Origin of the sequence: Caulobacter henricii, from assembly GCF_001414055.1 — a bacterium.
Lineage (GTDB): Bacteria > Pseudomonadota > Alphaproteobacteria > Caulobacterales > Caulobacteraceae > Caulobacter > Caulobacter henricii.
The window spans coordinates 2,052,814-2,072,848 of sequence record NZ_CP013002.1 but is presented as its reverse complement, the minus strand read 5'-3'; the positions used below and the strand labels follow the sequence as shown (position 1 = coordinate 2,072,848).

General features: G+C 62.6%; 23 protein-coding genes. 18 read left to right on the top strand and 5 right to left on the bottom strand.

Going from position 1 to position 20,035, the window contains the following annotated elements; all coding sequences use genetic code 11:
- Both AQ619_RS09595 and AQ619_RS09590 read left to right on the top strand, forming a co-directional pair.
- On the top strand, positions 1-813 hold the full coding sequence (locus AQ619_RS09595; RefSeq protein ID WP_062146727.1) for a universal stress protein: 813 nt from the start codon (positions 1-3) through the stop codon (positions 811-813).
- 30 nt (positions 814-843) lie between these two features.
- Positions 844-1,221, top strand: a complete 378-nt coding sequence (locus AQ619_RS09590; protein WP_062146725.1) for a hypothetical protein — start codon at positions 844-846, stop codon at positions 1,219-1,221.
- 2 nt (positions 1,222-1,223) lie between these two features.
- Here the strand turns inward: AQ619_RS09590 and AQ619_RS09585 are convergent, their stop codons facing one another.
- The 3 genes from AQ619_RS09585 to AQ619_RS09575 form a co-directional block, all read right to left on the bottom strand.
- Positions 1,224-2,039, bottom strand: coding sequence for a hypothetical protein (locus AQ619_RS09585; RefSeq protein WP_062146722.1), 816 nt, complete (start codon positions 2,037-2,039; stop codon positions 1,224-1,226).
- A gap of 72 nt (positions 2,040-2,111) precedes the next feature.
- Positions 2,112-2,981, bottom strand: coding sequence for an AAA family ATPase (locus AQ619_RS09580; RefSeq protein ID WP_062146720.1), 870 nt, complete (start codon positions 2,979-2,981; stop codon positions 2,112-2,114).
- A gap of 120 nt (positions 2,982-3,101) precedes the next feature.
- Positions 3,102-4,910, bottom strand: a complete 1,809-nt coding sequence (locus AQ619_RS09575; RefSeq protein ID WP_062146718.1) for a tetratricopeptide repeat protein — start codon at positions 4,908-4,910, stop codon at positions 3,102-3,104.
- Between the two features lie 186 nt (positions 4,911-5,096).
- Here AQ619_RS09575 and flbT point away from each other — a divergent pair, with 186 nt between their 5' ends.
- From flbT to dusA, 12 genes are all read left to right on the top strand, one after another.
- Positions 5,097-5,522, top strand: coding sequence for a flagellar biosynthesis repressor FlbT (flbT, locus tag AQ619_RS09570; protein ID WP_062146716.1), 426 nt, complete (start codon positions 5,097-5,099; stop codon positions 5,520-5,522).
- The gene (gene flaF, locus AQ619_RS09565; protein ID WP_062146714.1) at positions 5,482-5,844 is read left to right on the top strand and encodes a flagellar biosynthesis regulator FlaF; all 363 of its coding nucleotides are present in this window, start codon (positions 5,482-5,484) and stop codon (positions 5,842-5,844) included. The genes flbT and flaF overlap by 41 nt, the downstream gene beginning before the upstream one ends.
- A gap of 232 nt (positions 5,845-6,076) precedes the next feature.
- Complete coding sequence (locus tag AQ619_RS09560; protein ID WP_062146712.1) at positions 6,077-6,895, top strand: flagellin; 819 nt, start codon at positions 6,077-6,079, stop codon at positions 6,893-6,895.
- A 266-nt stretch (positions 6,896-7,161) separates the two neighbouring features.
- Positions 7,162-7,983, top strand: coding sequence for a flagellin (locus AQ619_RS09555; protein ID WP_062146710.1), 822 nt, complete (start codon positions 7,162-7,164; stop codon positions 7,981-7,983).
- A 243-nt stretch (positions 7,984-8,226) separates the two neighbouring features.
- Complete coding sequence (locus AQ619_RS18765; RefSeq protein ID WP_084746231.1) at positions 8,227-8,412, top strand: hypothetical protein; 186 nt, start codon at positions 8,227-8,229, stop codon at positions 8,410-8,412.
- Positions 8,413-8,588: 176 nt separating this feature from the next.
- Entirely contained in the window at positions 8,589-9,422 is an 834-nt protein-coding gene (locus tag AQ619_RS09545; RefSeq protein ID WP_062146707.1) for a flagellin, read from the top strand.
- Positions 9,423-9,510: 88 nt separating this feature from the next.
- Entirely contained in the window at positions 9,511-10,065 is a 555-nt protein-coding gene (locus AQ619_RS09540; RefSeq protein WP_062146705.1) for a GNAT family N-acetyltransferase, read from the top strand.
- Positions 10,066-10,143: 78 nt separating this feature from the next.
- On the top strand, positions 10,144-12,960 hold the full coding sequence (locus tag AQ619_RS09535) for a hypothetical protein (RefSeq protein ID WP_062146703.1): 2,817 nt from the start codon (positions 10,144-10,146) through the stop codon (positions 12,958-12,960).
- A 61-nt stretch (positions 12,961-13,021) separates the two neighbouring features.
- Positions 13,022-13,702 (top strand): hypothetical protein, encoded by a 681-nt coding sequence (locus tag AQ619_RS09530; RefSeq protein ID WP_062146701.1) that lies wholly within the window; start codon positions 13,022-13,024, stop codon positions 13,700-13,702.
- 13 nt (positions 13,703-13,715) lie between these two features.
- Positions 13,716-14,114 (top strand): hypothetical protein, encoded by a 399-nt coding sequence (locus tag AQ619_RS09525; protein WP_062146699.1) that lies wholly within the window; start codon positions 13,716-13,718, stop codon positions 14,112-14,114.
- 131 nt (positions 14,115-14,245) lie between these two features.
- The gene (gene ssb / locus AQ619_RS09520; RefSeq protein WP_062151494.1) at positions 14,246-14,749 is read left to right on the top strand and encodes a single-stranded DNA-binding protein; all 504 of its coding nucleotides are present in this window, start codon (positions 14,246-14,248) and stop codon (positions 14,747-14,749) included.
- Between the two features lie 208 nt (positions 14,750-14,957).
- Positions 14,958-15,968: a tRNA dihydrouridine(20/20a) synthase DusA gene (dusA, locus tag AQ619_RS09515; RefSeq protein WP_062146697.1), complete on the top strand. Its 1,011-nt coding sequence runs from the start codon at positions 14,958-14,960 to the stop codon at positions 15,966-15,968.
- Positions 15,969-15,972: 4 nt separating this feature from the next.
- Here the strand turns inward: dusA and AQ619_RS09510 are convergent, their stop codons facing one another.
- On the bottom strand, positions 15,973-16,488 hold the full coding sequence (locus tag AQ619_RS09510; RefSeq protein ID WP_062146695.1) for a TIGR02281 family clan AA aspartic protease: 516 nt from the start codon (positions 16,486-16,488) through the stop codon (positions 15,973-15,975).
- A 257-nt stretch (positions 16,489-16,745) separates the two neighbouring features.
- Between AQ619_RS09510 and AQ619_RS09505 the strand changes: the two genes are divergently transcribed.
- A complete protein-coding gene (locus AQ619_RS09505) occupies positions 16,746-17,084 on the top strand; it encodes a hypothetical protein (protein WP_062151491.1) in 339 nt (112 codons plus the stop codon).
- Between the two features lie 3 nt (positions 17,085-17,087).
- Here AQ619_RS09505 and AQ619_RS09500 read toward each other — a convergent pair whose 3' ends face one another.
- Positions 17,088-17,303, bottom strand: a complete 216-nt coding sequence (locus AQ619_RS09500) for a DUF1289 domain-containing protein (RefSeq protein ID WP_062146693.1) — start codon at positions 17,301-17,303, stop codon at positions 17,088-17,090.
- Positions 17,304-17,384: 81 nt separating this feature from the next.
- On the opposite strand from AQ619_RS09500, the gene AQ619_RS09495 reads away from it, so the two are divergent.
- From AQ619_RS09495 to AQ619_RS09485, 3 genes are all read left to right on the top strand, one after another.
- The gene (locus tag AQ619_RS09495; protein ID WP_062146691.1) at positions 17,385-17,711 is read left to right on the top strand and encodes a hypothetical protein; all 327 of its coding nucleotides are present in this window, start codon (positions 17,385-17,387) and stop codon (positions 17,709-17,711) included.
- A 47-nt stretch (positions 17,712-17,758) separates the two neighbouring features.
- Entirely contained in the window at positions 17,759-18,640 is an 882-nt protein-coding gene (locus AQ619_RS09490) for a nicotinate-nucleotide--dimethylbenzimidazole phosphoribosyltransferase (protein ID WP_062146689.1), read from the top strand.
- Positions 18,641-18,775: 135 nt separating this feature from the next.
- Positions 18,776-19,990 carry an acyl-CoA dehydrogenase family protein gene (locus AQ619_RS09485; protein ID WP_062146687.1) on the top strand — a complete coding sequence of 405 codons (1,215 nt, stop codon included), beginning with the start codon at positions 18,776-18,778 and terminating at the stop codon, positions 19,988-19,990.
- Positions 19,991-20,035 lie beyond the last annotated feature (45 nt).

Sequence of the window (20,035 nt, the reverse complement as noted above, 5' to 3'; positions counted from 1 at the left end):
ATGAGCTGGGCGAGAATAATGGCTCCACTCGCGGGAGCCCAGGCCGACCGGGAACTTCTTGCGTCTGCGGCCGTGCTAGCCAAGGCCTTTGAGGCTGAGCTGGCCTGTGTCCATGCGCCGGCGGATATGGCCGACCTCATGCCCTGGATGGGTGAAGGCTTCATGGGCGGCGTGCAGGTCACGGCCATGGAGAGCCTGAAGGAGGCGGCCCTGGAAGGTGCCCGCGCCGTCGGGGCCCTGGCTGCCGAGATCGGCTATGGCCGGACCCGGGTGATCAGCCTGGACTCGCCGGTCTGGGCGGGATTGGCCATGGAGGGGCGACTGTCGGACGTCATTGTGTTCGACAACGCCTCGGCGCGCGGCAAGGGGCCGCTGGCGGAAGCCTTTCAGCAGTTGGTGGCGGACGAGCAGCGACCCGTCGTGGTGGCGCGACCGGGCTTGAAGATCGGCGGCGTGGCCCTTGTCGCCTGGGACGGCGGCAAGGAAGCCAGCCGGGCGGTACGCACCGCCTTGCCGCTGTTGCAGAAAGCCTCATCGGTGATCGTTGCCGGCGCGCCAGGCGCGTCATCGCGGCATTTCGATCTGAACCGGTTGGTCGAGTTCCTCAGTTCACGCGGTGTGGCGGCGACCAGCCAGGTCCTGCCGGGTACTGGCGATGCTGCCGGCGTTCTCCTTGGACAGGCTCGGGACATTGGGGCTGACTTCCTGGTCGCCGGGGCGTTCGGCCATCCGCGGCTGCAGGAGTTCATCTTCGGTGGCACGACCCGCAGCCTGCTCAACAGCGATGGTCCTTCGCTGTTCCTGTCACACTAAATCGGACGTCATTCTCAAAGGGAGGCTTCAATGTCCCTGTCTCGCATCGTGCTGCGCCTTGCCCGCAACCCTGGAACGGAGTTCGCCGGGGGCGACGACCATCGCGGCTACACCCTCACGGCCCCTCTGACGTCCGACGGGCATCTGGATGAAGCGGCCTATGCCAAGCACAGAGCGGCCTGCAGTGTGCGCCGCTTCACGCCCGACGAAGATGCCGTCGACGGCCGGCTGGCGCGAAAAGGGTCACGCTGGTTCTTCGACTACGACTCGGCTGACACGGCCGATGACGAACCTGTGCACCGGCTGGGCGATCACCGATTTGCCCTCGGTGAATATGTCACCGTCACCGACGAAGACGGTCGTGCCCTGACCTACAAGGTGATGGAGGTCGCCGTCATTCCGGCCTGATCTCAGCCACCGACATTGTGGCGCACCAGGGCTTTCATGTCCTTGAAGACGTCATGGTCACCGGAATTGCGGTTCTTGGCCTTGATGGTAGCGACGGCCAGCGGTCCCCCCTTGGGGCCGCGGGCCTCGTAGCCGACGACGCCATAGCCGCTGGGGGCCTTGTCGCTGGCCAGGATCAATGTGGAACGGATCGAGTCCCCGCGCTTACTGTGGCGGATCTCGGCACCGCCATCGCTGGCCCGGATATTGACGTCACCCTCGGCATCCTCGCCATCTGACGTGGTGATGCTGACACTGTCCTTGTGGCTGTCGCCCTTGACCGTGACGTTCTTGTCGATCTTGACCTCAGATGCACCACCGTCGCTGCTGTTGATCGTGATGTGGCCAATCTTGATGTCCGCACCGCTGTCGCTGGCATCAATTCTCAGGCCGGGCAGGTGGATGCTGGTCTTGTTGCGTTCGGCCTTGTCTCCAGCCTTGGGTTCGGCCGCAGGCTTGACCGTAGGCATCAGAGTTTTGAGCTCCGCTTCGATGGGGGCAAGGGCGGCCTCCGCATTGCCGGCGTTCAGCGCGACCAGGCGCAGGTTGACCTCGGCCCCATTGCCAGCATAGGCGCATGACAGGCCATCGGCGGCCACGCTGACGCGCTTGAGTTCACCCTGGATTTCCGGGCAGTCGAGTTTGCTGATTACCCGAATGGGCTCACCAGAGCGATGGTGCTCAAACTTCTCGGTCTTGTCCGTTTCACTGCGATGACAGGCCGTCATAGCCAGGGCGCTGGTGGCGGCGAGCAAGGCGATCCAAGTCGAACGACGCATGACCATTCCTTTGATTTCACAAGGAAGGTGAGGGGGCTCGTGACTCGCGTCCAGTGAATTCCCGGTAAGGCCTTACTGCCCCGGTCGACCGCCGGCCCCCTCACGCCGGGCCAGGAAGGCCAGGCGTTCGAACAGATGGACATCCTGTTCGTTCTTCAGGAGCGCTCCGTGCAGGGGCGGGATCAGCTTGGTCGGATCCTTCTCGCGCAGCAGGCTCTCGTCGATGTCCTCGACCATCAGCAGCTTCAACCAGTCGAGCAGTTCCGAGGTTGAGGGTTTCTTCTTCAGTCCCGGCACCTTGCGCATGTCGTAGAAGATGCGCAGGGCCTCAGAGACCAGCTTCTGCTTGATGCCGGGATAGTGGACATCGATGATGGCCTGCATCGTCGCTTCCTCGGGGAAGCGGATATAGTGGAAGAAGCAGCGCCGCAGGAAGGCGTCCGGCAGTTCCTTCTCGTTGTTGGACGTGATGATGATGATCGGGCGGACCTTGGCCGCGATCGTCTCACCGGTTTCGTAGACATAGAACTCCATGCGATCGAGCTCTTGCAGCAGATCGTTGGGGAATTCGATGTCGGCCTTGTCGATCTCGTCGATCAGCAGGACGGGGCGCACCGGGCTTTCGAAAGCCTCCCAGAGCTTGCCCTTCTTGATGTAGTTTTTGACGTCCTTGACCCGCTCATCGCCCAGCTGGCTGTCGCGCAGACGGGTGACGGCGTCATATTCGTAGAGGCCCTGATGGGCCTTGGTCGTCGACTTGATGTGCCAGGTCAGCAGCGGCGCGCCCATGGCCTTGGCCACTTCGTAGGCGAGAACCGTCTTGCCGGTGCCCGGCTCGCCCTTGATCAGGAGCGGACGTTCTAGCGCCACGGAGGCATTGACCGCGACCTTGAGGTCGTCAGTGGCGACATAGTCGGAAGTGCCTTCAAAGCGCTGGCTCATACCCACCCTCTGCCGGATCGATCCGGTCTCGAACAAGTGTTCAAATCAGATGTTCAAACTACCGGGCGGCGCGCGCTTGGCAAGAGCGTCTGGAATTGAAACCGGAATGTCCCGAAACCCTTAGTTCGGCGCCTGCCCCGAATAGGTGTCGGCCAAGGCCTGGGCCACCTCATTCATCGTCGGTGACCAGTCATAGTAGTCCGATGACGAGAAGCAGCGGATCTGCGGATACCAGGGCAGGCTGTCTGTGCCGAGGCGCGTCCAGGATGCCGCGCCACTGATCTGCCAGACCTTGGCCCCGCAGGCTCCTGCCAGGTTAATCGTCGCATTGGAGAAGCCGATGATCAGGTCCATGGCACAGCAGAGAGCCGCGACATCGTCGAGGTCCTTTTTCAGGTCGATGCCTTCCGGCTGCCAGATCTCGACGCCCAGCTCATCCCTGGCGTAGGCGATTTCCTCTTCGCAATCGCCATACTGCAGATTGACGAAGGTGACGCCGGGCGTCTGCAAGACCGGGTGCCACAGGTCAAAGGGCGAGAATTGGCGCGCACGCTCGCCGTTCAGCTTCAGGCTTTTCCAGAGCAGCCCGACCTTTGGGCCCTGGGGGGCGGCTTCCAGTTGCTGCTGCCAGTGGGCGATGCGGGCCGGGTCGGCTTTCAGGAAGCTGGGGCGCTTCGGGAACGACTCGATGCTCGGGCGCAGAACGGGCAGCAGCGAGCCGATCGGTGCCCAGAGGTCGATCTTGCTCCAGTCTGAAACTTTAGGTGCCGTACGTCGTACGCGTCCCTCAAAGGCGACCGTACGATGGGCTGTCACTTCGGCGTCGGGGAACGAGCGCTGGAACAGCGGGATCAGCCGGTGTTCGACGGCAATTGAAAGTGAGCCTTCCGGGCCAATTGCCTCGATGATGTCCGGCAACAGATTGGCGAACATGACTTCGTCGCCCAGACCCTGTTCTGCGCAGATCAACATGCGCTTTCCAGTCAGGGACTGGTCGGCTGACCAGCGCGGCGCATCGATCAGGAAGCGCGGCGCGTCGGAAAGATCGTGTGAAAAGCGAGACTCATAGGCCGCCCAGCCTTCGCTGACCCGGCCAAGACAGAGCAGGATGGTTGAGCGGGCGAACTGCATCATGGCCAGGTCCTCGACGGACTCGGCGTGGGCAATGGCCGCTTCGCAGTCGGCCAGGGCACCCGGGACATCACCCAGGTCGAGACGGGCATAGGAACGATTGTGGTAGCCCTTGCCGAACGATGGCGCGAGCCGGAGCGCCTCATCAAAGAAGGTCAGGGCCTGCTGGCCGTCACCCAGGCTGCACATCACCGTGCCCAGCGTATTCCACAGGATGGGCTGGCCTTGGTCGGCCATGATGGCCGGGCGAAGTATGTCGATGGCCTCGGCGCATTGGTTGAGATCGCGCAGGGCGCAGGCAAGGTTGTTGGTCGCCTCGACGCAGTCGGGTCGTGCCAATCGGTAGTGGGCGAAGAATTTCGCGGCCAGCTCCGGCATATCCATGCGGTAGGCCAGTCGGCCCAGATCCCCGGCGACCGGACCGTGGTCCGGCAAGAGCTGCAGCGCTGCCTCATAGGCGCGCATCGAGGAAACAAAGTCGCCGTTCTTTTCGCGGGCGATTGCCAGGACATGCCAGGCGACCCCCTGACGTTCGTCCTTCTCGAGCACGGCCAGGGCCAGGGTGTCGGCTTTCTGAAAGTCGCGAGCATGAATGGCGGCGATTGCTTCGCCGAGCAGACGGGCTGTTTCGCGGTTTTTCAGTTCCTTGGCGGCGCGGTCCAGCCGGGCGAGAGCTTCTGCGGAGGCCGAGTCTCCCATGGTCGTCCCGGCGATCCCGCGCTGGACGATCGCCGCCGCCGTGACTTCCTGCTGGGCCAGCGAACTTCCAGAGCCTTCAAGGGCGCGTTTGCGGGACATGGTTGAGCCTTGCAGGTTTGGAGTTAACCATCCTGTGAGGCAGTATGCTTAACTGAGTCCTAAGCTGCGGCTCACGGTCACAGGGCCAGCAAGACGGTGTTAACCCGATCCGTCATAGCTTTCTTCTGACCCGCTAATCCTGGCGGACCGGGCTGTCGTGGCGATTGCAAAAGGGAGCGGCATAACGTGCCTTTGAAGCTTTCGCTGAAGCCCGGCGAGAAGTTCGTTTTGAATGGCGCGGTCGTCCAGAATGGCGACCGACGCGGCGTTCTCGTGCTCCAGAACAAGGCCTCCGTCCTTCGAGAGAAGGATATCATGCAGCTGGATCAGGTGACGACGCCATCGCGTCGCATCTACTTCCCCGTCATGATGATGTACCTTGAAGAGAGTGTCGCTGAACGGTTCTACGAAGACTTCGCCACGCGCCTGAACGAGTTCATGAGCGTGGTGCGCAACCCGGCCGTGCTTGCAGATTGCATTGCGATTTCAAAGCACGTCATGGCGCGGGAATACTACAAGGCGCTCATGTTGAGCCGAAAATTGATCGAGTACGAAGACGAGAGGTTGGGGCATGTCTCTTCGAGCCTATCAGCAGGCGGCGACGAGGGCTGAAAATCCGCGTGAACTGGAATATCGCCTCTTCGGACAGGTGACTCGCGCCCTTATGGACGCGGCTCAGTCTCCCGAAGACGATATTGCCAAGCGGATCGATGCGCTGGACTGGAATCGCCGCGTCTGGTCGGCGATGGCCACCGACTGTTCCTTGCCTGAAAACGCCCTGGCACCCGAATTGCGGGCGAGCATCATTTCCCTGAGCCTTTGGGTCGGGCGCCATTCCAGTGCGGTCATGCGCAAGGAAGAGGATTTCGAACCGCTGATCGATATCAATCGCACGATCATGCAGGGTCTGGCGGGGCGCGTCGAGGGGGGCTGATCCCTCAGGCGCCAATTGCCCAGCTGTTTAGGAAGTTCCTGCCGCCCGGCGAATCTTGCATTCGCCGGGCGGCTTCGTTTTGGAGCTTGGCTGGGCTATAGTTCAATAAAATCATTGACTTAAAATCTGGTCACATGGGTCTGCGAGTGGCCCGCCCCTTGCGATGGTCGCTGCAGGCAAAACGCCCAGCCGGCTCGCGCCGGAGAAATCCGACCAAAACGGTAGGTGACCCATGATGAACTCAATCAACACCAACAGTGGTGCGCTTATCGCACTGCAAAACCTCAACTCGACCAACTCGGAGCTCTCAACAACCCAAGGCCGCATCAACACCGGCAAGAAGGTCGCCAACGCCAAGGACAATGGCGCGATCTGGTCGATGTCAAAAATGCAGAGCTCCAGCTCGAGCTCGTTGAACTCCGTGAAGGACTCGCTCCAACGCGGTCAGTCGACGATCGATGTGGCGCTCGCAGCTGGCGACACGATCACTGATCTGCTCAGCAAGATGAAGGAAAAGGCCCTAGCCGCTTCCGACACCTCGCTGAACACGGCAAGCTTCAACGCCCTGAAGGCAGACTTCGAGTCGCTGCGTGACCAGATCACCAAGGCGGCCACGAACGCCAAGTTCAACGGTGTCAGCCTGGCTGATGGCACCACGGCGTCGCTGACCTTCCTGGCCAATGCTGATGGTGGTGGTTTCACCGTGGCGTCCAAGACCCTGTCGCTCGTCGGCATCGGTTTGGCGGCCGGCTCGACCTTCACGGATGCTGCCACGGCCAAGACGATGATTGCCACGATCACGACTGCTCTCACCACTGCGACCAACAAGCTGTCGTCGCTGGGCACCAACTCTGTCGGTCTGGACACGCACCTGACCTTCGTTGGCAAGCTGCAAGACAGCCTGGAAGCGGGTGTTGGCAATCTGGTCGATGCGGATCTGGCGAAGGAAAGTGCCAAGCTTCAGTCGCTGCAGACCAAGCAGCAGCTGGGAGTGCAGGCCCTGTCGATCGCCAATCAGACGCCGCAGTCGATCCTGTCGTTGTTCAAGTGATCCGATAAGCCGGGCGACCTTCGGGTCGCCCGGCGCCTCCTTTTCAGGGCATCAATTGCCCGGCAGAATTTGCCCACGACAGCAGCCCCCGGCAGAAATTGCCGGGGGCTGCTGTCGTAAATGGACCTATAACGCTTATTTTTCAAGCTCTTGGCGCACGTTGCTTGGGCGGCAAGTTTGGCCCGGTCATTGCTTCCCACCGACCTGAGCAAAAAGCTCCCGGCAGTCAAAATGACGTCGGACCACCTTGAAAAGGAAAAGTCGTTATGGCGCTGAATAGCATCAACACGAACAGCGGCGCGCTGATCGCGCTGCAAAACCTGAACTCCACCAATTCGGAGCTCGCGACCGTCCAGCAACGCATCAACACCGGCAAGAAGGTGGGGAGTGCGAAGGACAATGGCGCGATCTGGGCGACGGCCAAGAACCAGTCCTCCACGGCCTCCTCATTGAATTCGGTCAAGGACTCGCTGCAGCGCGGCCAGTCGACCATCGACGTGGCCCTGGCCGCCGGCGACACCATCACCGACCTGCTGGGCAAGATGAAGGAAAAGGCGCTCGCAGCGTCTGACACCTCGCTCAATACCGCCAGCTTCAACGCGTTGAAGGCCGACTTCGAGTCGCTGCGTGACCAGATCACCAAGGCGGCCACCAACGCCAAGTTCAACGGCGTCAGCATCGCTGACGGAACCACCACCAAGCTGACCTTCCTGGCCAACTCGGATGGTTCGGGCTTTACGGTCACCGCCAAGACCCTGTCGCTGGCCGGCATCGGCCTGACGACCACCTCGACCTTTGCTGACGCCACTGCTGCCAAGACCATGATCACCACAGTGTCCACGGCCCTGCAGACGGCGACCAACAAGCTGGCTTCGCTGGGCACAAGCTCAGTCGGCCTGGACACCCACCTGACCTTCGTCGGCAAGCTGCAGGACAGCCTGGATGCCGGCGTGGGCAACCTGGTTGACGCTGACCTGGCCAAGGAAAGCGCCAAGCTGCAGTCGCTGCAAACCAAGCAACAGCTGGGCGTGCAGGCACTGTCGATTGCCAACCAAGCTTCGTCATCGATCCTGAGCCTGTTCCGTTAAGGAGTAGGGGAGGCGGGCCAGGGTCTGGTCCGCCTCCGTCTCATTCAGGCCTGAAGGCGAGGAGAACCCGCACCACCAGAGGACGCCGCCGCGCAGGCGCTGGCGCAAGGAGAGATGGAAACCAAAGCCGCTCTGTCGGCCCCCGCAGCCGACCCGGTTCCAACGAGCCCCTATACAAAGTTGAACGCCCCGGAGACCTCCGCGGGCGATGTCGGCGTTTCAGAAGCGCGAAAAGATGCTCCTGTGGAACATCAGCCCGGCGATCTTCGCCTCGTCATCGAACAGGACGAGGACAGTGGGGCCTTCATCTACAAGACTGTAGACCGTCGAACGGGAGAGACCCTCCAGGTCCTACCGCGAGAAGACGTGCTGAAGCTCAAGCATGCGGCCAGCTATGACCCTGGCGCGGTGTATGACGGCCTGACCTGAGGCGGCCCTTTTGCCTCTTCCTCCCCTGCGGCGGCGCGCCGCGGGGCGATCCGGTTATGGTTTATTTCCGTTAACCATAACCTTACCTTCTGATCCTACGGTCGGTTCCGTGAGGGCTCGCTCGCCATGAGGCGTGCGGACCAATCCCGGAAAAAATTTCCGATCGGAGGCCGAGAATGACCCTGAGCGTCAACACCAATCAGCCCGCGCTGATCGCTCTGCAAAATCTGAACAGAACCAACGACGACATGCAGGGTGTGCAAACCCGCATCAACACGGGTTTGGCTGTTTCGAGCGCCCAGGATAACGCCGCCGTTTGGTCGATCGCCCAAGCGCAACGCGCCGACATGAACGCCTTGTCCGCCGTCAAGATGAGTCTCGACCGCGCCACCTCCGTCGCTGATGTGGCCCTGGCGGCCGGCGAATCAGTCTCCGACCTCCTCAACCTGATGCGCGAGAAGGTCGTTGCGGCCAAGGACACCTCCTTGACCACCAAGTCTCGCGAGGCCTTGAACGCCGACTTCCAGGGGCTGATCAAGAATCTCAACCAGGTGCTTTCCAGCGCGACCTTTGACGGCGCGAATCTGCTGAACGGCAGCCTGGCGACCGATGTTTCGTTCCTTGCAGACGCCGATGCCGTGGCTGCAATTACCCTGAACCTGCAGAATCTGTCATTTGGTGGCACGATCAATACGCTGTCGGCGACTGACGACATTCTCAATGTGACCAATGCCACCGGCGTCCTGACGCGGCTGGACGCCACCATGGGGGCCGTGAACCAGGCGGTCGGCAATATCGGCACCCAGGCCAAGCAGATCGACGCCCATCAGACTTTCATCGCGCGTCTTTCCGACGTTCTGGAAACCGGCGTCGGCAATCTGGTCGATGCTGACCTGGCCAAGGAAAGCGCTCGACTCCAGGCCCTGCAGGTCAAGCAGCAACTCGGTGCCCAGGCCTTGTCGATTGCCAACTCGGCACCGCAGATCATCCTCAAGCTGTTCAACGGCTAGCCTTGTTGCGGCGAGACGGCGTCCGCGCACTAGGCCAGACCCGGCGCGCGCGATACGCTTGGAGGGGCAGGATGAGGAAACGGCCAGAATGATCGATCTTCGCGATCTCTGCGACGAGGATGAGGGCGTGCTGTTCAAGTGGCGCTCGGAACCTGAAGTCGATCGTTGGATGTCCGATGCGGCCTTTCCCAGCCGTGAGGCCCATTCGGCATGGTTCAGCCTTCTTCGCTCGGATCCGGATATGCGCGGCTGGCTGATTACCCGGGGTGGAACGCCGTCGGGCCTGCTGACCCTGTCGGGTTTGCTCAGCCATCATCGGCGAGCGAGCTGGAACTGGTTTCTGGGATCGGCTGAAGCCCGCGGTCGCGGCGTGGGTCGGGCCGCACAGGTGCTTGGGCTGGATCGCGCCTTTGGCGAGCTTGGCCTGCACAAGGTGTTCGCCGAGGTGATGGCTGACAATGACGCCGCGCTGAAGGCCCAGGCTGCCACGGGATTTCGGCGTGAGGGCTATCTGCGCGGCCATGTGCTGAAGACGGGCGTTGCGCGGGATGTCGTGCTTCTCGGAATTCTGGCTTCCGAGTGGAACGCGTTGCGTGAAACGGCCCGCCGCAGGCTGGTGGAGGCGAACCTAATTGCCCCGTAACCACGGGCCTTAATCAGATTTCAGCACAAGCCGTTCAAATAGAAGCGGGGAGCCTCGTGCCTCCCGACAGGACTTGCCGTGATCACCTTCGACACCAGCGCACTGCTTGGCTACTATCAGGCTCGCACGGGCCAGGTGAATGGTGCGCCGACTGCAGCGACTTCGTCCGGTAGATCCAAGGCCGTGGTGCCCACAGCCCCTTGGGTGGGTGGATCAGCCGAGCCCAGCACCCTCGTCAAGGCGGCGCTCAATGGCCGCAAGTTTGTTGACGAAGAGGGCAATGCCACCAGCCTCAAGGGGGCCAGCGGCGACTACAAGAAGCTGTTCGCCACCTATCAGGCTTTGAACACCCTTTCAGCGATCGCCGCGCGAGCGTCTGAGAAAGGGGTGTCCGACGGCGAGATCAAGCGTCTGCAGACCGCGCTGACCAAGGGTCTTTCCGAAGTCACCAGCTACACCCAGAACCTGAGTCTGGATCAGGGGCGTTTGACCCCGGGCTCGGTCATGACGACGGCCCGGTCGACGGTCGGGGTTCCCAAGAACGTCTTCGGCTACATCACCGATACCATCTACAGCGGTCAGTCCGATGATCCGGTGCCCAAGTTCCAGGGTAATGTCAGCTTTGATCTGGCTGTCCGGAAGTTCGGGGTTACCACCAATCTGACCATGGACCTCGCCGAGATGGGCGCGACGCCCAGGACGATGTCGAACGTCGTCAGCTTCATGAATGGCAAGCTCAAGGCCGGTGGGTTCGAGACCAGCTTTGCGGTTGAACGCAAGGTCGGCGAGACGCGAACTGTGCAGGTCAATGGCCAGCCGGTGACCCTGCCGGCTACGGGCGATGACTTTGCCTTGCGGGTGCGTGGCGACTCGAGCGAGCAGCTGACCTTCACCGCGACCGCCGCCACGCCTGCCGTCTATATCACTACGGCCGCCGGCAATCCCGATCCTGACAAGGATACCAAGACCGAGGACGCGGTCATAGAAAACACCCTGACCAAGTACAGCGCCGCCGGGGGTGGCCAGGCGGGCGGAAAGGTGTTTTCCGAAACCCTCCAGGGTACGATTTCAAGCGTCCGCAAGACGGTGTCGGGCAGTGACGGCTCCATCTACATGCTCGCAGACGTCACCAAGGACGTCAGCGGTCAGGTCATCAAGGGCGATCAGGACGTCGCCCTGCTGAAGTACGATTCGGCGGGCCATCTGCTTTATGCCCGAAGCCTGGGCGCCACCGATTCCGCCAGCGGTCTGAACCTGGCCGTGGCCAGCGACGGAAGCGTGGCGGTTGCGGGCTCCGTCACCGGACGGCTGCAGGGTGCCGTCGATGGACCCATAAATTCTGACGCCACGTCGGGCAAAACCGACAGCTTCGTTACGCGGTATGATGCCAGCGGCGACGAGCAGTGGACGGTCCGGCGCGGCGCGATGCTTGAAGACGAAGCCACTGCCGTGGCCTTCGGTTCGGACGGGATCCTCTATGTCGGCGGGCGATCCAAATCCGACCTGCCCGCCTCAACCACCGCAACGGGTGGAGGCTACGATTCCTACCTGACGGCCTTCGCCACGGACCTGAACGGCGGACCCAAGGCCCTTTTCACTGAAAAGTTCGGTACGACCGAAAACGACTCCGTGTCGGATATTGTCGTCAACGGGTCGCAGGTGGTGGTCGGCGGCAAGGAGAATGGCAATGCCGTTCTGCGCAGCTTCACGGTGGCCCCAACCGTGGTCACTGAGAACGCTTCGAGCATGACGTCTGCCGGCGTAACGGTCACGACGCCTGTCACCTACACCAAGGCAGCCGCCCTCACGGCGGGGGCGGTGCGTGATCTGGGATCGCTCAAGGGCGGTGAGTTGGTCGGCCTCAAGATCGATGGCGGTCAACTCTATGTCGGGGGGCACACCTCGAATGGGGCACTGAGCCTGGCCAACACGACCAGCGGTGCCTCCGGCGGCTCTGATGGATTCGTCGGCCGCCTGTCGCTGGACCTGAGTGATACGAGCGCCGATACCCTGGCCTATTATGGTGGAACGGGTGATGACACCGTGACCGGCATGGCTATCGCCAACGGCTCGGCCTGGCTCGTGGGAGCGGCCGGCAAGAACCTCGAAGGCCAGTCGACGGTCGGCGAGAAGGACGGCTATGTCGCGCAGATCGACGTCGGTACGGGGGCTGTGTCCTGGTCGCAGCGACTGACCGGCAAGGACGGTTATGCAATGCCAACCTCCATCGCCGTCGATCAGGCCGGTTCCAGCAGTCTTGACGCTTTTGGATTGCCCAAGGGCAAGATGGATTTCACCCAGTCGGAACGTTTGGTCTCCGCAACGGCGGCGCGTGCCGGCGATACCTTTCAGATCCGCACCCGTGAGCGCGGGACGCTGACGACGATCACGATCGACGCCAAGGACACCCTGGAAACCCTGGCAGACAAGATCAAGCGGGCCTCGGGTTTCCGGGCCAAGGTCGAGACCTCCAGTGATGGCAATGCCCGCAAGCTGAAGATCAGCCCGGCCTATGCCACCTCGACCATCGAGGTGCTGGCGGGGAAGGGCGGCACGGACGTGCTTCAGGCCCTCGGTCTTTCGGCGGGCGTTGTGCGCAGCACCAAGACTGAAAGCGGCAAGACGGTCTCGGCCGATGGTGGCGGGCCCGTGTTCGGCCTCCAGCTTCCGCCGGAGCTGGACCTCGCTGATGAGGCTGGCCGCAAGAATGCCTCATCAGTGATTACGCGCGCCATGTCGGCGGTGCGCACCGCCTACCGGGAAATCGCCGACAATGCGCTCGGCATCAACAACAGCGCCACCAATACGGCCGGCAAGACAGGCGGAACCGTGCCGGCCTATCTGAAGAACCAGATTTCGAATTACCAAGCCGCGCTGAACCGTTTGACAGGCTGATCGTTAGGTCAGTGACTTCGTGACGCTTGAAAGCGTCATCTTCGCGTCGTAGCCAGTGTTCATGGAACTTCTGAAAGACCGACGCATCGTTCTGGCAGGCGGCGCCGCCCTGGCCCTCCTGGCGGGTATCGGCATCGCCGGTGCGCTGCTGGGTGGCAAGGGAAAGTCCTCAGAGCCCCCGCCGGCGTCGCGCGCAGGCCTGATCGTCGAGACCGGACGGGCGGACGACACCAAGCTCGACCCCGCGCGCCCCCTGCGCTGCTTCGTGGGCGGCCAGTTTGTCGGCGAGACCACCCTGGCCGAGTGCGCCAAGAAAAATGGCGTTGCGACAGGAGCTCTGGACGTCGGCGTGGACGAGACCGGTGCCCTGGCAGCGGCCGACCAGGCCGGCACGGTGCTGACACCCTTGCCCCCGCCCACCATGGAAACGCCGCCCCTGCCTGCTGCGGTGCCGGGACCCGCTCCTGTACCTGCTGCGACGACCTCAACGGCACCTCTGGCGGCCTGCTGGCGCTATTCGGGTGCCGAATGGCGGCGGTTGCCTGGGGACATCACTCTGAACGCCTGCGCCCAGGCCCTTTTTGGCGGTCGTTGCGAACGTTCCGGCGGAGCCACCTATGGTCGCTGGGGTGAGGAAACCCTGCGACTGGTACCCGGCAGGATTGAAGCCTCATCCGACAACCGTTCCTTCCATTCCGTGATCGAGCAGGGGCCGAACTGCTCGATCCCCGCCGCCGGCTAAACCGAGTATTGCCATGCGCCGTCAGCTTCTGATTGCCGCCACCGTCGTTGCCGCAGCTGGGCTCGGGCTGGTCGCCTGCGAAAAGCAGATCAAGGCTCCTTTTGAAAAAGGGGTCTGCTTCCATGTCGCGACCAACAAGGACAAGACCCTGCGGTTCAATCCGGTCGAGCGGAACGTGGCGACCATGGAGCAATGTGCGGCCATCCTGGAGGGGGTGCGTATCCGCTTTGTCCGTATGGGTAGCCCCAACAGGACCCTGACAGGATCCTACCAGGGCAGCTTCATCTTCCTTGAGAAGGAAGGGATCTATCTTGGCCAGACCTATGACGGGGCCCGCTTCATGTCGCTGGTGCGGACGGGCGACGGTCGGCTTGCGGTGCCGGGTGCGATCCGCGAGGTCCCGGCCCAATAGGAGCGCCGGTGCGGCCTTTCGGTCGTCCACAGGAACGTATTGAGAACAAAATTGCGTTGACCAGCCTGCTCCGTTAACGTCTTGATCAGATTCCGGCGCATGGGTCGCCGGGCGTGAACAAGGTCGAAGCGATGGCGGGCAGCGTCAACAAGGTCATTCTGGTGGGCAACCTCGGGGCCGATCCTGAAATCCGCAGCCTGGGATCCGGTGACCGCGTCGCCAATCTCCGTATTGCCACCTCGGAGAGCTGGCGTGATCGCACCTCGGGCGAGCGCAAGGAAAAGACCGAGTGGCACCGGGTGGTCATCTTTAACGACAACCTGGTCAAGGTTGCCGAGCAGTACCTGCGCAAGGGCTCGACGGTCTATATCGAGGGGGCGATCCAGACCCGCAAATGGACCGACAATACCGGCGCGGAGAAATACTCCACCGAGATCGTTCTGCAGAAGTTCCGTGGCGAGCTGACCATGCTCGGCGGTCGTGGTGACGGTGCCGGCGCGTCGTCCGGCGGTGGCGATGACGGTTATTCCAGCGGCGGCGGTGGCGGCGGCTATGGTGGCGGCGCCCCGCGCAGCCAGCCCAGCGGCCCGCGAGAGAGCTTCTCTGCAGATCTCGACGACGAGATTCCGTTCTAGTCGCCCTCAGCGATCCAGCAGGCATCAACAGGTGGCCAGGTTCTGATGAACCTGGCCATTTTGCTTTGCGCAGATAGCAGCGAGGCCGTCAGGCGTCCGCAAGACGGCAGGGGCCGCTTGGCGCATGCCGTGCCCGCCCGAAAAAATAGCCAATCGGAACGCGATTTCGGGTACAGGCTGAGGTTCTCCCGAGCTGAAACGACCGGAAATGCTGCCATTCCAACCGCATAGATTCTCCGTGGCCCCCATGATGGACTGGAGCGACCGTCACTGTCGGTCGTTGCACCGGACCCTGTCGCGCCACGCTCTGCTCTATTCGGAGATGGTCACCAGCGGGGCCGTGGTGCACGGGGATCGCGAAAAACTGCTGGGGTTTGAGGCGGACCAAAACCCCGTGGCTCTGCAGCTTGGAGGCTCGGATCCTGCAGAACTGGCCCTCGCGGCCAGGATTGGCGAGGATTTTGGTTATGACGAGATCAACCTGAATGTCGGATGCCCCTCGGATCGGGTGCAGAGCGGGCGGTTCGGGGCCTGCCTGATGCGCGAACCCAACCTGGTGGCCGAGTGCATGGCCGCCATTCGGCAGGCGGTCTCGGTGCCAGCGACGGTGAAATGTCGCATCGGCGTCGATGACCAGGAGCCGGAAGAAAGCCTGTTCGCCCTGGTCGATGCCAGTGCGGCTGCCGGCGTCGACAGTTTTGTCGTTCATGCCCGAAAGGCCTGGCTCAAGGGTCTGTCACCGAAAGAAAACCGTGACATCCCGCCGCTGGACTATGAGCTGGTCTATCGGCTCAAGCGCGAACGTCCGAACCTGACCATCGTGATCAATGGCGGTGTCACCGACCTGGATGCGGTCGAGGCCCATCTGGCCCATGTCGATGGGGTGATGCTCGGCCGCTCAGCCTATCATGAGGCAGGCCTGCTGGGGGCTGTGGACCGTCGTGTGTTCGGTGCAGCCGTCGCGGATGTCTCAGAGTTCGAAGCTGTAGAGCGCTACAAGCCCTATATCGCGCGGCGTTTGGCGGAGGGGGTGCATCTGGCCGCCATGACCCGCCACATGCTTGGCCTTTTCCATGGCCTGCCTGGCGCGCGGGCCTGGCGGCGGATCCTGACCGTGGAGGGGGTTCCGGCAGGGGCCGGGATAGAGGTTGTCGATCGTGCCCTGGCGGCAGTGCGCCAGGCTCTGGAGGCTCGGGAAGCCCGTTTCGCCGAAGCATGACCCGTCAGGGGTGCAGGATCAGCGCCTTGGGGGTCGCTTCGAAGCGTGACAGGCGACCCAGATAGCTCATCCCAAGAAGCGATGTCTCAAGACCTTTCTCGATGACCAGGGCGTCGACATTACGCACGCGCGCCCCGGCGATGGCGACGCTGGCGAGCTGCACGGAGGCGGCCCGCGTGCGGCCATCGGCGGTGATCACGCTGTAGTCATAGGTCAACTTGTCGGTGTCGATGCCAAGCCGTTTGGCGTCGGCCAGGCTCAAGGATACAGCCGTTGCGCCGGTATCGACCAGGAACCGCACGGCTTTGCCGTCGACAGCAGCCTCAGCCCAGAAGTGACCGTCAGGGCCCTTGGTCAACTGGGCCGCGCCATCGGGCCCACCGAGCGTTGCACTCGCTGCAGCCGGGGCGCGGAGGTCTGGATGGCGCAGATCGTCCAGGGACACCACGGCCTTGGCGGCTCCCACTGCCGAAAGCGCGCCTAGCACCGCAATCGCCACAAACTTCAACATCGAAGACACCCCGCCTTAAAGGCTTTGTGACCGTTTTCTTCGGCCGTTGGGGTTCACTCTATCTGAAAAGGCCTTTTCAACCCGTGAATGGGATCGTCGAATTATTTCCTATAGTTAATGTTGCGGTAATTATGATTGCTGAATTTCGATAAAAGTTGTCCCTTAATCGAGATAAGTGAAATATGTACTGAAATTAACTTAGTCTGTGTTGTGAAGTGAACTATCCAATTGCTCAGTATTTGTTTTTGCTGATCGAGGGGATCTTCGTGAAGTCGACGATTGCAGCGGCCGTTGTGGCCTTGGCCTTTGCGGGTGCCGCAAATGCTGCAGGAGCGGAGTCCAGGGTGTCGGATTCCGGGTTTCTGCAAGCGGCGCGCTGTCGGGGCCTGGCCGCTTCTGAAGGCCTCGGCCGGCTCGATACTGCCGCCATCGATCAGCTTTTACGGACCGAAGGCCATAGCCGCACCCTGGCGGCCAAGGCGTCGGCCTCGAAGCGGATCACCGCGGCCCAGGCTCAGGGGGATAGGGCTCAGGGTGGCAAGAAGGACAGGTTGTTGGCCGAGCGCCAGTCAGCCTGCGCCGTCTGGCTCAAGGGCGGTCGCTGACGCCTAGGCCTGGCCGGCCACGAGGCTGATCATCGGAACTGGCCGGGAAGGGAGTTCAGCCAGAATGGCGCTCCGCTCGTCGTCGCTCTTGCGGGCCCAGCTCGCAATTTCCGGAAGGGTGCGTCGGCAGCCCAGGCAGTATCCGCTTTGGCCGTCAACGGCGCAGACCTTGATGCAAGGCGAGACGATCGGGCGCGGCGAGGAGGCAGTCAGGTCCATGGCTTGATTGTCTCTGGTTCACAAGCGTCGCGCAACATCCACCGCAAATTAGGTCTCAACTCCATGAAGGGGAGCTCATCCATGATCGTTCTAAATCTCTTTGTCGGTTCTCTGGTCCTGGCGGTAGCGACCCCGGTTCTGGCCGGGCTACGCCTGACCGATAGCCAGTTCGTGCAGGCTTCGCGGTGTCAGGCTTTGGCCAGGGCGACCAGCCTTGGGGTGGCAGACGCTGCAGCCTACAATGCCCTCGTGAAGGTCCAGAGGCAGGGGCGGGCAGACTATGTCGTGGATCGGGCGTCGGACGCCGTGATCGTCGTCAGCGGTCAGGCCCGTCGGGCCGAGGGTACGGCACGGGCAGACCTGATTGCTGAACGCGACGGTCCCTGTCAGGCCTTGCTGGCCCGCTAGGCCTCAAGCGCTTTACAAGTGGGGACGCGGGCGCCAAAGCCCGGGTCATGACCGCTTCTCCTTTCGACGATATTCGCGCCCTCGCGGCCAGCCCGCCAATGGCAGATACTACGCCTGACCTGGCCCAGGGTGATCGGCTTGCAGAGATCTCGTCCTGGCTGTCGGCCTGGACCGGCAAGGCCCGCCCTGCGGTCAACCGCCCCGTCGTAGCCCTCTATGCCGGCGCGCGTCAGGGTGTAGGACCGCGCGGCTATGCCCGTGACCGGCTTGAGGCCGTGGCTTCCGGCGCGGCGACGGTCTGCCGGTTGGCTGGCGCTCAGGGGGCGGGGCTTGAAGCCTTTGATCTGGCCGTGGATCGCCCGACCCCGGATGCCGTCGACAGGCCGTCGATGAGCGAGAAGGAGTGCGCTGCCACCATGGCCTTTGGCATGGAGGCTCTGGCCAAGCAGCCCGACCTGCTGGTGCCCGGCGTGATCGCCGCCGAGTCCGACCTGATTGCTGCCTGTCTGGCCATGGCCCTGTTCGGTGGCGAAGCCGAAGACTGGAGCGAGGCTCCTGCTATGGTGACGCGGGCCGTCGCCCGCGCAACGGAGGAGGGCGCTCTGAGCGATCCTCTACAGGTTCTGCGGCAACTGGGTGGCCGTGAGACGGCGGCGGTCGCCGGGGCGATCCTGGCGGCGCGGATCCAGAAGATTCCCGTTCTGCTCGACGGTTACGCCGCAACAGCTGCCGCTGCGGTGCTCTACAGGCTTGAACCGGCCCTGCTGGATCATTGCCTGGCCGCCCATGTCGGCACCTCAAAGGGTCACGCCCGGCTTCTTCAGGCCCTGGGCAAGCGCCCGCTCGTGGCGCTGAACCTGGCGGAGGAAGAGGGCGTGGGTGGGGCTGCGGCGATCGCTCTGGTCAAGCTGGCCTGCGAGGCCCGCTAGGCGCTAACTGAACGCGGATCATATTCGCTTCCGTTGACGCTAACGTCATCTTTCCAAACGCCCGTTCGACATCTATCGTGGATCCCGACACAACAAATCGGCCCTCCACATAGAGGCCGAAACCGGGAGCCCGCCATGAATCTCGATTTCTCGCCCGAGGATGTCGCGTTCCGCGACGAAGTCCGCGCCTTCATCGCCGAGAACTATCCGGCTGGCCTGCGTGAAAAGCAGGAAGAGGGCGAGGAAATGGCCAAGGAAGATTTCCTGGCCTGGCATCGTGTTCTGGCCAACAAGGGCTGGGTGGCTCCGGCCTGGCCCGAGAAGTTCGGTGGCCCGGGCTGGACTTCGGTTCAGCGCTACATCTGGTCGGAAGAGACCGCCCGCGCCGACTGCGTGCCGATCCTGCCCTTCGGCATCAACATGGTCGGGCCCGTGATCTACACCTTCGCCACGCCGGAGCAGAAAGAGCGCTTCCTGCCCAAGACCCTGTCGGGTGACATCTGGTGGTGCCAGGGATATTCGGAGCCCGGCGCGGGTTCCGACCTCGCCAGCCTGAAGACCAAGGCCGAGCGCTTCACCGGCGATGACGGCAAGGAATACTATCTCGTCAACGGCCAGAAGACCTGGACCACCCTGGCCCAGCATGCCGACTGGATCTTCTGCCTCGTCCGCACCGATCCGACCGCCAAGATCCAGGAAGGCATCTCGTTCCTGCTGATCGACATGAAGTCGCCGGGTGTCACGGTCCGTCCGATCATCACCCTTGGCGGCGAGCACGAGGTCAACGAGGTCTGGCTTGAGAACGTCAAGGTGCCGGTCGAGAACCGCATCTTCGAAGAGAACAAGGGCTGGACCTGCGCCAAGTTCCTGCTGGCCCACGAACGCTCGGGTATCGCCGGCGTCGCGCGTTCCAAGCGTGGTATCGAACGTATCCGCGCCATCGCCTCGACCGAAATGTCGGATGACGGCGAAAACCTGCTGGCCGACCCCGTGTTCAAGCGAAAGGTCGCCGAACTCGAAATCGACCTGACCGCCCTGGAATACACCGAACTGCGTACCCTGGCAGGCGAAGCCGCCGGCAAGGGCCCGGGTCCGGAGTCGAGCGTCCTGAAGATCAAGGGCACCGAGATCCAGCAACGGATCACCGAGCTCGTGCTCGAGGCTGCGGGCCACTATGGCGCGCCCTATTTCCGGGGCTTCCCGAACGACGGCGACAACGCCCATCCGATCGGCCCGGACTTTGCCCATCGCTCGGCGCCCCACTATTTCAACGTCCGCAAGACGTCGATCTATGGCGGATCCAACGAGATCCAGCGCAACATCATCGCCAAGATGGTGCTGGGCCTCTAGCAGCCTGTCAGCCTGGATGAGCTGCGGCGCGGCTCATCCAGGACC